General features: G+C 69.3%; 11 protein-coding genes. 3 read left to right on the top strand and 8 right to left on the bottom strand.

The genetic code is table 11. From position 1 onward, the window contains the following. Positions 1-4: 4 nt before the first annotated feature. Entirely contained in the window at positions 5-643 is a 639-nt protein-coding gene (locus AC1HFW_RS09515; RefSeq protein WP_479282950.1) for a cytochrome b/b6 domain-containing protein, read from the bottom strand. 151 nt (positions 644-794) lie between these two features. On the opposite strand from AC1HFW_RS09515, the gene AC1HFW_RS09510 reads away from it, so the two are divergent. Then, the gene (locus AC1HFW_RS09510; RefSeq protein WP_054430622.1) at positions 795-1526 is read left to right on the top strand and encodes a response regulator transcription factor; all 732 of its coding nucleotides are present in this window, start codon (positions 795-797) and stop codon (positions 1524-1526) included. Beyond that, a complete protein-coding gene (locus tag AC1HFW_RS09505) occupies positions 1523-2995 on the top strand; it encodes a sensor histidine kinase (protein WP_116522841.1) in 1473 nt (490 codons plus the stop codon). Before AC1HFW_RS09510 ends, AC1HFW_RS09505 begins: the two co-directional genes overlap by 4 nt. 64 nt (positions 2996-3059) lie before the next feature. On the opposite strand, the gene AC1HFW_RS09500 is transcribed toward AC1HFW_RS09505, so the two are convergent. The 4 genes from AC1HFW_RS09500 to AC1HFW_RS09485 all read right to left on the bottom strand — a co-directional run bounded on the left by AC1HFW_RS09500 (position 3060) and on the right by AC1HFW_RS09485 (position 7643). Then, positions 3060-4217, bottom strand: coding sequence for an NAD(P)H-dependent flavin oxidoreductase (locus AC1HFW_RS09500; RefSeq protein ID WP_035360443.1), 1158 nt, complete (start codon positions 4215-4217; stop codon positions 3060-3062). Between the two features lie 182 nt (positions 4218-4399). Continuing rightward, positions 4400-5788 (bottom strand): tripartite tricarboxylate transporter permease, encoded by a 1389-nt coding sequence (locus AC1HFW_RS09495; protein WP_006395264.1) that lies wholly within the window; start codon positions 5786-5788, stop codon positions 4400-4402. Further along, positions 5785-6258: a hypothetical protein gene (locus AC1HFW_RS09490; protein WP_020927868.1), complete on the bottom strand. Its 474-nt coding sequence runs from the start codon at positions 6256-6258 to the stop codon at positions 5785-5787. Before AC1HFW_RS09490 ends, AC1HFW_RS09495 begins: the two co-directional genes overlap by 4 nt. Before the next feature lie 95 nt (positions 6259-6353). Then, positions 6354-7643, bottom strand: a complete 1290-nt coding sequence (locus AC1HFW_RS09485) for a hydroxymethylglutaryl-CoA reductase, degradative (RefSeq protein ID WP_006395262.1) — start codon at positions 7641-7643, stop codon at positions 6354-6356. A 142-nt stretch (positions 7644-7785) separates the two neighbouring features. Between AC1HFW_RS09485 and AC1HFW_RS09480 the strand changes: the two genes are divergently transcribed. Next, a complete protein-coding gene (locus tag AC1HFW_RS09480) occupies positions 7786-9216 on the top strand; it encodes an aminotransferase-like domain-containing protein (RefSeq protein WP_479282946.1) in 1431 nt (476 codons plus the stop codon). On the opposite strand, the gene AC1HFW_RS09475 is transcribed toward AC1HFW_RS09480, so the two are convergent. The 3 genes from AC1HFW_RS09475 to AC1HFW_RS09465 form a co-directional block, all read right to left on the bottom strand. Continuing rightward, positions 9207-9998 carry an anaerobic ribonucleoside-triphosphate reductase activating protein gene (locus AC1HFW_RS09475; protein ID WP_479282944.1) on the bottom strand — a complete coding sequence of 264 codons (792 nt, stop codon included), beginning with the start codon at positions 9996-9998 and terminating at the stop codon, positions 9207-9209. The two genes, AC1HFW_RS09480 and AC1HFW_RS09475, sit on opposite strands and share 10 nt — an antisense overlap. Next, positions 9964-10146, bottom strand: a complete 183-nt coding sequence (gene nrdD / locus AC1HFW_RS09470; protein WP_006395259.1) for an anaerobic ribonucleoside-triphosphate reductase — start codon at positions 10144-10146, stop codon at positions 9964-9966. The genes AC1HFW_RS09475 and nrdD overlap by 35 nt, the downstream gene beginning before the upstream one ends. 65 nt (positions 10147-10211) lie before the next feature. Then, complete coding sequence (locus AC1HFW_RS09465; RefSeq protein ID WP_479282942.1) at positions 10212-12212, bottom strand: ribonucleoside triphosphate reductase; 2001 nt, start codon at positions 12210-12212, stop codon at positions 10212-10214. Positions 12213-12278 lie beyond the last annotated feature (66 nt).

The raw sequence follows: 12278 nt of genomic DNA, 5'->3' as shown, positions 1-12278 counted from the left end.
CTCCTTATTTGCCGCGGATCATGGCGATCAGGCTGCGCGGCACCAGCGCCACCATGACCAGGTGGACCGCCACGAACGCCACCAGCAGCGCCATGGCGAAGAAATGGATGCGGCGCGCGAATTCATAGCCGCCCAGCAGCGTGCGCAGCGTGTCGAACTGCACCGACTTCCACAGCACCAGGCCCGACAGGACCAGCACCGTGATATCGGCGATGACGAACAGGTAGGCCAGCCGCTGCACCTGGTTGTAGTGGCGCGGGTCGGCGTGCGACAGCTTGCCGCGCAGGGCCGCGGCCAGGTCGCGGGCAACGCCCCTCGGGCCGACCGGGAAGAACTTGCGCCACAGGCGGCCGGTCGTCAGGTTCAGCCCCAGGTAGAGCAGGCCGTTGGCCAACAGCAGCCACATGCCGGCAAAGTGCCATTGCAGCGCGCCGCCCAGCCAGCCGCCCAGGGTGATCCCGTTGGGAAAGGTGAAATCGAAGAACGGCGCGGCGTTGTAGACGCGCCAGCCGCTGGTCACCATAATGACCACGGCCAATGCGTTCAGCCAGTGCACGATGCGCAACCAGCCGGGATGCACCGGGCCGCGGGTGTCGGGCGCCGGGGCGGCGGGGGCGTCTGGGGTGGCGGGCGTGGCCATCATGGCGGGGCTCCTCGGGGAGGCGGTTGTTGTCGTTGGAGCCATTCTTCCCCGGGGCCGATATCGAAGTCCTCACGCAAACTTAAAATAAATGTGATAACTCGCCGGCCCTGGATTGGCGACAATATGAGCCTTGCTTCCTGACCGGACCCCTATGGATACGCCCCGCCGCGTCCTGATCGTCGAAGACGACGCCCACATCGCCGAATTGCTGCGCCTGCACCTGCGTGACGAGGGTTACGCGGTCGAGCACGCGGCCGACGGCAACGAAGGCATGCGCCGGCTGGAAGAGGGCGGCTGGGACGCCCTGGTGCTGGACCTGATGCTGCCCGGCATCGACGGCCTGGAAATCTGCAAGCGCGCCCGTGCCATGACGCGCTATACCCCCATCATCATCACCAGCGCCCGCTCTAGCGAGGTGCACCGCATTCTCGGCCTGGAACTGGGCGCCGATGACTACCTGGCCAAGCCGTTCTCGATGCTGGAACTGGTGGCGCGGGTGCGCGCGCTGCTGCGCCGCACCGAGGCGCTCGAGCGCAATGCCCGCATCGATGCCGGCAGCCTGCGCCAGCACGGCGTGGCCATCGACCCGATCGCCCGCACCGCCTCGGTCGACGACCGCCGGCTGGAACTGACGCCGCGCGAGTTCGACCTGCTGCATTTCTTCGCCCGCAATCCGGACAAGGTGTTCTCGCGGCTCGACCTGCTGAACCAGGTCTGGGGCTACCAGCATGAAGGCTACGAGCACACGGTCAATACCCACATCAACCGGCTGCGCACCAAGATCGAGGCCGACCCGTCCAATCCGCAGCGCATCCTGACGGTCTGGGGCCGCGGCTACAAGTTCGCGGCCGAGCCGGGCGCGCCGGCGGAGTCCGCATCATGAAACGCCTGACCCTGACCCAGCGCCTGTCGGCCGTGTTCGCCATGCTGCTGCTGGCGTGCTGCGGCGCGTCGGCCTGGCTGCAGATCTCGGCCAACCTGCGCTACGAGCAGGAAGTGGTGCAGCGGCTGTCCAGCGGCCTGGCGCAGCACATCGCCGGCACTAACGAGCTGATGGACGCCAACGGCTGGAAGCCGGACGCGGTGCGCTCGCTGTTCTCGATGCTGATGATGGTGAATCCAGCGGTCGAGGTCTACCTGCTGGACAACGACGGCCGCATCGTCGGCGATGCCGCCTCGCCCGGGCAGATCAAGCGCGACCGGGTCGACCTGGCGCCGGTGCGCCGTTTCCTGGCGGGCGGGGCGCTGCCGATCGAGGGCGACGACCCGCGCCACCTGGATACGGCCAAGGTGTTCTCGGCCGCGCCGGTGCGGGTGGCCGGGCGCGACGAAGGCTACGTCTACGTGGTGCTGCAGGGCGAGGCGCACGACGCGCTGGCCATGGCGGCCTCGCGCAGCGCGGTGCTGCGTACCACCCTGTGGTCGATCGCGCTGGTGGCGCTGCTGGGGCTGGTGGCCGGCCTGGCCGCGTTCGGCCTGATCACGCGGCCGCTGCGCGGGCTGACGCGCGCGGTGCGCGCCTTCGGCGATGACGACGGCCGCGCGCTGGCGGCGCTGGAAAAGCCGGCCGACGCCGCCGACGCCAGCGGCGACGAGATTTCGCTGCTGCGCCGCAGTTTTGTGCAGATGGGCCGGCGTATTTCCGAGCAATGGCGCGAGCTGACGCGCCAGGACCAGCAGCGGCGCGACCTGGTGGCGAACATCTCGCACGACCTGCGCACGCCGCTGACCTCGCTGCATGGCTACCTGGAAACGCTGCGTCTCAAGGACGAGACGCTGGACGCCGCCGAGCGCCGCCGCTACCTGGACATCGCGCTGGCGCAGAGCCGCAAGGTCGGCCGGCTGGCGCAGGAGCTGTTCGAGCTGGCGCGGCTGGAGTCCGGGCTGGTGCGGCTGGAACCGGAGACCTTTTCGCTGCCCGAACTGGCGCAGGACGTGATCCAGAAATTCGAGCTGGCCGCCGAGGCGCGCCAGCAGCGCCTGACCACCGCCATGGACCAGGAACTGCCGCCGGTGCGCGCCGACCTGGGCATGATCGAGCGGGTGCTGACCAACCTGCTCGATAACGCCATCCGCCACACGGCGCCGGGCGGGCGCATCGAACTGAGCCTGGAACAGGCGCGCGGCGGCGTGCAGGTGCGGGTCAGCGATAACGGCGCCGGCATTCCCGACGCGTTGCGGGCGGGCCTGTTCACGCGCGCCTCGGTGCTGGCCAATGGCCCGCGCGATGGCGGCGGGCTGGGGCTGGTGATCGTGCACCGCATCCTGCAGCTGCACCACAGCGACATCCGCCTGGTGGAACGGCCGGAACCGGGCGCGGTGTTCGAATTCGACCTGCCGGCGGCGCCATAGGCGACGGCCCGCCATCCGGCCTGGCGGTGGCGCGGCGCGGTCGCGCCGGCCACGCCTGATCGGATCAGGCCGTCGTCGGCATTCTTCCGTTCAGCAGATAATCCATCAGCTCGCGCACGCTGCGCATGGCGTCGCCGAACGGCAGCTTGGACGCGCCGCGGAAGAACAGGCCGCGGCTGACTTCGCCGCGCATGGCGGCGGCCAGCTTCAGGTCGATGCAGAACTGGCCGAAACGCGCGATGCCGTCGCGCAGCCCGCATTGCGTCAGGCAGTCCATGCGCTGGCTGCAACGGCGCGCGTCGCAGCGGGTGTTGTCCTGCAGCGTCTTTTCCTGGCGCAGGTAGCGCGTCAGCCACGGCGTCGGCACGGCGCGGGCGGGCAGGCCGGCCACGCTGGTGAATTCGGCCAGCTTGTCGGGATCGGCCTCCATCAGCACGCGCTTGAAGTTCTCGTGCGCGTCGCCTTCGTGGGTCACGGCGAAGGCCGTGCCCACCTGCACGCCGTCGGCGCCGTTGCCGAGCCAGTGGCGCACCTGCTCGTGGCTGCCGACGCCGCCGGCCACGATCAGGCGCGGCGCGTCGCGGCCCAGTTGCAGGTCCTGGAACAGTTGGCGGCATTCGGCCAGCACGCGCTTGAAGTCGAAGCGTTCGTCGTGGATGTCGTCCAGGCGCGCCGCGCCCAGGTGGCCGCCGGCGTAGCCGGGGTGCTCGATGACCACGGCGTCGGCCATGCGGCCCTTCTTCATCCACTTCTTCAGCACGGCGGCCACGCCGCGCGCTTCCGACAGGATCGGTATCAGGGCCATTTTGGGATAGTCGGCGGTCATGTCGGGCAGATCCAGCGGCAGGCCGGCGCCCATGACGATGGCCTGGGCGCCGCTCTCGCAGGCCTGGCGCACCAGGGCGGGGTGGTCGCGCACCGCCTTCATGACGTTCACGGCGACCACGCCGCGGCCCTGCGCGGTGTCGAGCGCGGCGCGCACTTCACGGTCCAGGGCGATCCGGTTGGCGCTGTCGATCTGCTCGCGGTCGCGGCAGTCCTCGGTCTGCTCGATCAGGTCGGGATGGTGATGGCGCAAGTCCACACTGGCGATGGTGCCGACCGCGTTCTGGCTGGCGACCGCGCCGGCCAGGCGGTGGGCGGAAACGCCAACGCCCATGCCGCCCTGGACGATGGGCAGCAATTCGCGTCCGGCGAGAGTGAGGGATTTGAACCACGTCATGAAATGGGAGCCTTTATTGGGAACAGTGGCTCCGAGGCTAGAGCAAGGCATGACGCGCCGCCTTGCGCGGAATCAAGCGGGCGGGGGAAAGCGGAGGGAATGACGGGTCGGGATGGGCGGCCGCGCCCGGCAGATAAAAAAAGGGGCGGAGCAAGCCAGCTCCGCCCCTTGTCGAGGACGTTTTACGCGACCAGCTTGACCAGCGCCGGCACGGTCAGCACGGCGGTGTAGTAGCCCATGAACTGCACCCCGGTGTTGAAGCCGAACAGGCGCGACAGCAGGCCGCCGAACAGGCCCATGGTCAGGATCACCAGCAGGCCCAGGAACTGGCCTTCCCACACGCTGATCACGATGATCAGGCCGACGAAGGTGGCGATGATGGCCTCGTGGCTGACCTTGCGCGAGACGAACAGCGCGGCGCGGCGCGCGAAGTTCATCGCGAACGGATACGACACCACCGCCGCCAGCAGCACCGCCAACATGCCGTAGCCCAGGAATTCCCAGTGGTTCAGCAGGTTGTGCAGGTTGTGGGTCTGGCCGCTGGCCGCGTCCACCGTGAAGCGCGGCGGCGCGTTGAACAGCGGCGCGGCCGGGCCGGCGGCCACCGGGCTGAGCGGCAGGCCGAAGGCGATCAGCGGGATCAGGGCCTCGGCGATGTAGGTGGCCTCGGTGACGCCGTTGCGCGCGCTCAGCACCGTGGTCAGGCGGTGATACGCATGCTTGACGCGCGAGCCCACCAGTTCGCCCAGCACCACCGTCATCGCCACCGGGCTGAACACGAAGGTGGCGCTGGAGATGGTGGCGGTGGCGAGCGTCCAGCGGGTCTGGATGCGGTCCATCACCTTGAGCGGGTTGGGGAAATAGCCCGACCAGCCCTTGACGTCCGGCGCCAGCGAGAACGTGCGCACCTTGTCGCGCATCATTTTCGCGCGGCCCTGCGGTGCGATCACGGTGAACAGGTCGGCGATCAGCGGGCCGATGGCGATGCCCAGGAAGTAGCTGATGCTGAGCTTGACGCCGTACTTGGCGGTCAGGCTCTGCAGCGCCACGATCACCACCACGAACGGCACCAGCAGCGCCACCGCGGCCCAGCGGCCGGCCGAGAAGTAGGCGATCAGCACCGCCGCGGCCAGGAAGATCCACGGCGCCGACTTGGTGATGGCGGCGCCGAACGGCGCCAGCAGCACGGCGAACAGCACCGCCAGCGGCACCGCCACGAAGGCGGCGACGATGGCGCCCGACACCATCTTGCGCAGCGCGATGTGCGGCACGCCCAGCTTGCGCAGCATGTTGGCGTCCTGCAGCAGCGGCGTGGCCAGCGTGTCGCCGGGGATACCCAGCAGCGCCGTCGGCACCGCGTGGGTCATGTGCTTGGCCACCGCGCCGGCCAGGAAGAAGGTGAAGACGCCGGCGGGCGGCACGCCCAGCAGCACCACCAACAGCGTCAGCGGCGCCAGCGTGGTGGTCTCGTCGGTGCCGGACACCAGGCCGATGGCGGCGAACACCACCGCGCCCAGGAGGCCCATGCCGGCCGCCACCATGATCTGTTCAAGCAACACGGGATCGCTCATGCCGGCACCTCTTCGCGCACGTTTTGCGGACGGCCCTGCGGCGCTGGCGCGGCAGCGGGCGCGGCGAACAGTTCGTACAGGTCCAGTTCCTTCAGTTCCTTGACCACCGCGGGCGGCAGGTCCGCCAGCGTGCCCAGGCCGCCGGGTTGCGCGGCCAGTTCGGCCAGCACCTCGGCGCGCCACGCCGGATCGTGCGAGGCGCTGTGCTCGACCACCTCGCGCTTGGGCGGGAACAGGCGGGCGCAGATCACGCCCGCCAGCACGCAGCCGGCCAGTCCGGCCAGCATGGCGTAGGCATGCGCCAGTTCGGGCGAGGCGACCTTGTCGCGCAGCCAGCCGCTGGCGGCGTAGAAGCCGGCCACGCTGACGGCGATGCCGATGGCGATGGCCCACGCCAGGTGGCGCAGGTCGACCGTGTCGTTCCATACTTCCGCCAGGCGTCCGGCGGACGCCTTGCTGTCTCTTTCCATGTCTGTCTCCTTGATGGACGGGCGGCGCGGGAAGATTCCCGGCGCCGCCTCTGTTCTTGTGCGGCCGGCGTGCGTGCGCCGGCCGTGCCGTGCCGTCAGGCCGGTTTCCGCAGTTCCTCCAGCAGCGCCAGCGCGCGGTCGGCGCGCACGTCCTTTTCCTCGGCCATGCGTTTGGCCAATTGATCGATCTCGGCGCCCACCGCGCCCACCGTCAGCGCGATGTTGCGCGCGTGCAGCGCCATGTGGCCGCGCTGGATGCCCTCGGTGGCCAGGGCGCGCAGCGCGCCCAGGTTCTGCGCCAGGCCCACGGCCACGGCGATCTCGCCCAGCTCCTGGGCCGAGCGCACCGCCATGATCTTGAGCGCCAGCCGCGCCAGCGGATGGGTCTTGGTGGCGCCGCCGACCAGGCCCACCGGCATCGGCATTTCCAGCGTGCCGACCAGGGCGCCGCTGGCGTCCTTTTCCCAATGCGTCAGCGAGGTGTAGCGGCCGTCGCGGCAGGCGTAGGCATGGGCGCCGGCTTCGACCGCGCGCCAGTCGTTGCCGGTGGCGACGATGACCGGGTCGATGCCGTTCATGATGCCCTTGTTGTGGGTGGCGGCGCGGTACGGGTCGGTGGCGGCGAACACGTAGGCGTCCAGCACGCCCTCGATGATCTCGGCGCCGCTGCGGTCCTTGGTGTCGAGCGTTTGCGGCGTCAGGCGCACGCGGGCCCGCGACAGGCGCAGGTCGGCCAGGTTCGACAGGATGCGCAGCCGCACCGTGCCGCCGGTGATTTCCTCGACCAGCGGCGCCACCGCCTCGGCCATGGTGTTGACGGTGTTGGCGCCCATGGCGTCGCGCACGTCGACGATCAGGTGCAGCACCAGCATCGGGCCGCGCGGCGTGTCGGCGAACACGTGCGCCTCGATGTCCTGGCAGCCGCCGCCCAGGCCGATCAGCACCTGGTCGCGGCTGTTGGCCAGCTTGACGATGCGCTCGCGTTCGCGCAGCAGGGCCACGCGCGCGCCGTGCGGATCGGTCAGGCCCAGCACCTGCACCTGGGCGCGCATCAGCGGCCGGGTGCTGGAGGTCTCGAAGCCGCCATTCTCGCGCGCCAGTTTGGCCATGAACGAGGCGGCGGCCACCACCGACGGTTCTTCCACCGCCATCGGCACCAGCACGTCGCGGCCGTTGACCTGGAAGTTGCCGGCCACGCCCAGCGGCAGCTCGAAGGCGCCGATGACGTTCTCGATCATGCCGTCGGCGCGCTCCAGGCCGAGCGCGCCCGGCTCGGCCAGTTGCTGGCGTTCCTCGGGCGTCAGGCCGGCAGCGTCGGCGATGGCGGCGAGGCGTTGGGCGGGGGTGAGGGCGCGGAAATTGGGCAGGCGTGAATCGGCCACCATGGCATCTGTCTCCATCGAAAAATCTAAGAATTGGGTGGCCAGATTCTAGGTAAACTGTACCGGCATTCAGAGGTACAGTTTGGACGAACAGTACCATCGCACTGCACCAATTTCCGACCTTTCCCCTGCTGGAAACCACCCCGTGGACGCCGACAAATCCCTGGGCCGCGCCCCGCGCGCCGCGCCCATCGCCGAAAGCCTGGCGCGCCTGATCGGCCGCCAGATCGCCGAGGGCGTCTACCGCCCGGGCGACAAATTGCCGTCGCTGCGCGAACTGGCGCAATTGCACCGCTACGCCAAGAACACCGTGGTGGTGGCGTTCGAGATGCTGGTGGCGCGCGGCCTGGTGGAACCGCGCCGCGGCTCGGGCTTCTACGTGCTCGATACCGGTCCGGCGCAGCGCGCCGCCGACGAGGAACCGGGCCAGTTGAGCCGCGCCATGGACATCGTCTGGCTGATGCGCGAGCAGCTCAAGACCCAGCCCGACGCCATCGCCGCTGGCGACGGTTTCCCGCCGGTGGAGTGGCTGGCCGACATGCGCATGGACCGCTATCACCAGAAGGTGGTGCGCACCGGCCTGGGCACGCTGTTCCGTTATGGCAGCCGCTTCGGCTACGCGCCGCTGCGCGAGAGCCTGGTGCGCAAGCTGGGCGACGTCGGCATCAGCGCGGCGCCATCGCAATTGGTGCTGACGCATGGCGCCAACGAGGCCATGGACCTGGTGATCCGCTACTTCCTGCCACCCGGCGCGGCGGCGCTGGTGGACGATCCGGGCTATTACCCGCTGTTCGGCAAGCTCAAGCTGGCCGGGGTGCGCATGCTGGGCGTGCCGCGCCTGTCGGACGGTCCCGACCTGGTGGCGCTGGAAGCGTTGTTGCAGCGCGAGAAACCGCGCCTCTTTTTCACCCAGTCGCTGGCGCACAATCCCACCGGTTCGGATATCTCGCCGGCCAAGGCCTACAAGCTGCTGCAGCTGTCCGAGCGCTACAACCTGATCGTGGTGGAGAACGATCCGCTGGCCGACTTCAAGCCGACCTCGGCGGTGCGGCTGTCGGCGCTGGACCAGCTGGAACGCACGGTCTACATCGGCAGTTTCTCGAAATCGTTCTCGGCGGCATTGCGGGTGGGCTTCATCGCCTGCGGCGCGGGCCTGGCCAGCGACCTGGCGGACCTGAAGGCGCTGGTGCATTGCAGCAGTTCGGAATACTGCGAACGGATGGTCGATGTGATGCTGCGTGACGGCCACTACGAGCGCCACCTGGTGCGCCTGCGCCAGCGGCTGGAGGCGGCCACCGGCGATGCGTTGCGGGTGCTGGATTCGCTGGGCGCCGCGGTCTACACGCGGCCCACCAGTTCGCTCTATCTGTGGGCGGCGTTTCCCGGCATCGACAATTCGCTGGCGCTGGCCGAGGACCTGATGCCGGAGAAGGTCATCATGGCGCCGGGCCGCGTGTTCAGCGTCGACCCGACGGCGGCCTCGCCCTGGTCGCGCTGCAATGTGGGCGCGGTGGCGTCGCCGCGCTTTCATGCCGCGCTGGCGGCGCGCCTGGGCCGCGCTGGCGCTCAGCGGTAGGCGAATTCCTCGAACCAGCCGCGCAGCATGGCCTGCGCCTGCGGGCCCAGCAGCCGCGCGGGCGGGGTGCTGGGGCAGCTGCGCGCGCCTTGCACCGCGAAGCGCTTGACGCCGCGCCGCGCCAGTTCGCGCGCCAGGCCCAGCAGCCGGGTTTCGTCGAGCCAGTCGGGATGCCAGGTGATGCGGCATTCGAAGTCCACGCCGGCCGTCAGCAGCTGCGTCAGGCAGGCCTGCGCCGGGCGGTGCGAATCGCGCCGGCCGGTGATGTCGTCATAGCCTTGCGCGTCGGCCTTGATGTCCAGGCCGACCCAGTCCAGGTAGCGCAGCACGTCGGCCAGGCGCAGCGGATAGATGCCGGCCGTGTGCAGGCCGATGCGGTAGCCCATGCGCCGCGCCTCGCGGATCATCGACGGCAGGCGCGGTTCGCTCAGCGGCTCGCCGCCCGAGAACACCACGCCGTCCAGCAGGCCCTGGCGGTTTTCCAGGAAGGCGCGCACGTCGCGCCAGTCATAGCGCGCGTTGCGCGTCTGCAATTCGGGGTTGTGGCAGTAGTGGCAGCGCCACGGGCAGCCGGCAATGAAGATGACGGCGGCCAGCGTGCCGGGCCAGTCCACGGTGGAGAAGGGCGTCAGCCCCCCCACCGCCGGGGAGTGGCGCGGCAGCGGCTGGGCCGCCGGCCGCGGCGGCGCGGCATGGGCCATGCGCGGCGGATGGCGGGCGGGGGCGGCCTTGCGGCCGCCGCCCGCTTCAGGCACGTTGTTCGACGAAGAAGCGGCGTTCATTGAATTCGCCTTGTTTGCCGGTATTGAAGGAAGACACGGGGCGGTGGTAGCCCATGACGCGGGTCCAGACTTCGCAACGCACGCGCTGGCTGTCGTCCAGGCGCAGCGCCTGCGGGGCGGCGGCTTCGGGGGAGATCACGGTTTGCATAATGGCTCCTGGGGGAAAGGCCGGGCGGGGATCGCCCGGGGAAAAAAACGCGGTGGGCGGCGATATCAGGCCGGCGCGCAGCACGAGGCCTGCTTGGCCAGCAATTCGGCGTCGCACTTCGGGCAGAACTCGTGGTGCCCGGCCAGATAGCCGTGGTTCGGGCAGATCGAGAACGTCGGCGTGACGGTGATGTAAGGCAGCCGGAAATTCGACAGCGCGCGCCGCACCAGCTCTTTGCAGGCGCTGGCCGAGGACACGGCCTCGTTCATGTACAGGTGCAGCACGGTGCCGCCGGTGTACTTGCCCTGCAGCGCTTCCTGCAAGGCAAGCGCCTCGAACGGATCGTCGGTGTGGCCCACCGGCAGCTGGCTGGAGTTGGTGTAGTAGGGCTGGGCCTCGGTGCCGGCCTGCAGGATGCCGGGATAGCGCTTGCGGTCCTCGCGGGCGAAGCGGTAGGTGGTGCCCTCGGCGGGCGTGGCCTCCAGGTTGTACAGGTGCCCGGTCTCTTCCTGGAACTCGGTCATGCGTGCCCGCACCCGGTCCAGCAGCCGCACCGCCAGCGCGTGGCCGGCCGGCGTGGTGACGTCCTCGGCGTCGTCGCTGAAGTTGCGGATCATCTCGTTGATGCCGTTCACGCCCAGCGTGCTGAAGTGGTTGCGCAGGGTGCCGAGGTAGCGCCGGGTGTACGGGTACAGGCCCTGGTCGATGTAGCGCTGCACCACCTTGCGCTTGGTTTCCAGCACGTCGCGGCCCATGCCCAGCAGCAGGTCCAGGCGCGCCATCAGCGCGGCCTCGTCGCCGCGGCAGGTATGGCCCAGCCGCGCGCAGTTGACGGTCACCACGCCCACCGAACCGGTCTGCTCGGCCGAGCCGAACAGGCCGTTGCCGCGCTTGAGCAGCTCGCGCAGGTCCAGCTGCAGGCGGCAGCACATGGAGCGCACCATGTGCGGCTCCAGGTCGGAATTCAGGAAGTTCTGGAAATACGGCAGGCCGTAGCGCGCGGTCATTTCGAACAGGCGCTCGGTGTTGGGGTGGTCCCAGTCGAAGTCGGGCGTGATGTTGTAGGTGGGGATCGGGAAGGTGAACACGCGCCCCTTGGCGTCGCCGGCCATCATCACCTCGATGTAGGCGCGGTTGATCATGTCCATCTCGGTCTGCAGGTCGCCATAGGCGAACGGCATTTCCTCGCCGCCGACGTAGGGGATCTGCTCCTTCAGGTCGGCCGGGCAGGTCCAGTCGAAGGTCAGGTTGGTGAACGGCGTCTGCGTGCCCCAGCGGCTCGGCACGTTGAGGTTGTAGATCAGCTCCTGCATGCACTGCTTGACCTCGGTGTAGGTCATCGCGTCGCGGCGGATGAAGGGCGCCATGTAGGTGTCGAACGAACTGAAGGCCTGGGCGCCGGCCCATTCGTTCTGCAGCGTGCCCAGGAAGTTGACGATCTGGCCGATGGCCGCCGACATGTGGCGCGGCGGGGTGGCCTCGATCTTGCCGGGGATGCCGTTGAAGCCCTCGGTCAGCAGCTGGCGCAGCGACCAGCCGGCGCAATAGCCGCTGAGCATGTCCAGGTCGTGGATGTGGATGTCGCCGTCGCGGTGGGCCTGGCCGGCCTCGGGCGTGAAGACGTTGGAGAGCCAGTAGTTGGCGGTGACCTTGCCGGCCACGTTCAGGATCAGGCCGCCCAGGCTGTAGCCCTGGTTGGCGTTGGCGTTGACGCGCCAGTCGCGCTGTTCGAGGTATTCCTCCATGGCGCTTTCCACGTCCACCAATGTGTGGCGCAGCGCGCGCAGGCGGGCGTGCTGTTCGCGGTAGACGATGTAGGCCCGGGCGGTGCGCCAGTAGCCGGCCTTGACCAGCGTTTCCTCGACCTGGTTCTGGATGGTCTCCACGCCGGGGCAGACGTTGCCCTCGGCGGCCAGCGCCGCGATCACCGCGCTGGCCAGTCCCTGCGCGACGTCGGCGTGCAGTTCTCCGGTGCTGCGGCCGGCGGCGGCCAGCGCCGCCGCGATCTTGTCGCGGTCGAATGCGACGACCCGGCCGTCGCGCTTGAGGATGTGTTGGAGTTGCATCGCTGACACCATATGTTGTGGGGTAGAAAAACTCTACCACCACCTATGGTGTCGAAAGTCCGTCCG

This window comes from Achromobacter sp. ISS7, from assembly GCF_056523125.1.
This window is presented reverse-complemented; position numbering and strand designations above follow the sequence as displayed.

Coding starts and splice junctions, on each gene's coding strand:
- AC1HFW_RS09515 (WP_479282950.1), bottom strand. CDS start 643: ATGATGGCCACGCCCGCCACCCCAGACGCCCCCGCCGCCCCGGCGCCC.
- AC1HFW_RS09510 (WP_054430622.1), top strand. CDS start 795: ATGGATACGCCCCGCCGCGTCCTGATCGTCGAAGACGACGCCCACATC.
- AC1HFW_RS09505 (WP_116522841.1), top strand. CDS start 1,523: ATGAAACGCCTGACCCTGACCCAGCGCCTGTCGGCCGTGTTCGCCATG.
- AC1HFW_RS09500 (WP_035360443.1), bottom strand. CDS start 4,217: ATGACGTGGTTCAAATCCCTCACTCTCGCCGGACGCGAATTGCTGCCC.
- AC1HFW_RS09495 (WP_006395264.1), bottom strand. CDS start 5,788: ATGAGCGATCCCGTGTTGCTTGAACAGATCATGGTGGCGGCCGGCATG.
- AC1HFW_RS09490 (WP_020927868.1), bottom strand. CDS start 6,258: ATGGAAAGAGACAGCAAGGCGTCCGCCGGACGCCTGGCGGAAGTATGG.
- AC1HFW_RS09485 (WP_006395262.1), bottom strand. CDS start 7,643: ATGGTGGCCGATTCACGCCTGCCCAATTTCCGCGCCCTCACCCCCGCC.
- AC1HFW_RS09475 (WP_479282944.1), bottom strand. CDS start 9,998: ATGAACGCCGCTTCTTCGTCGAACAACGTGCCTGAAGCGGGCGGCGGC.
- nrdD (WP_006395259.1), bottom strand. CDS start 10,146: ATGCAAACCGTGATCTCCCCCGAAGCCGCCGCCCCGCAGGCGCTGCGC.
- AC1HFW_RS09465 (WP_479282942.1), bottom strand. CDS start 12,212: ATGCAACTCCAACACATCCTCAAGCGCGACGGCCGGGTCGTCGCATTC.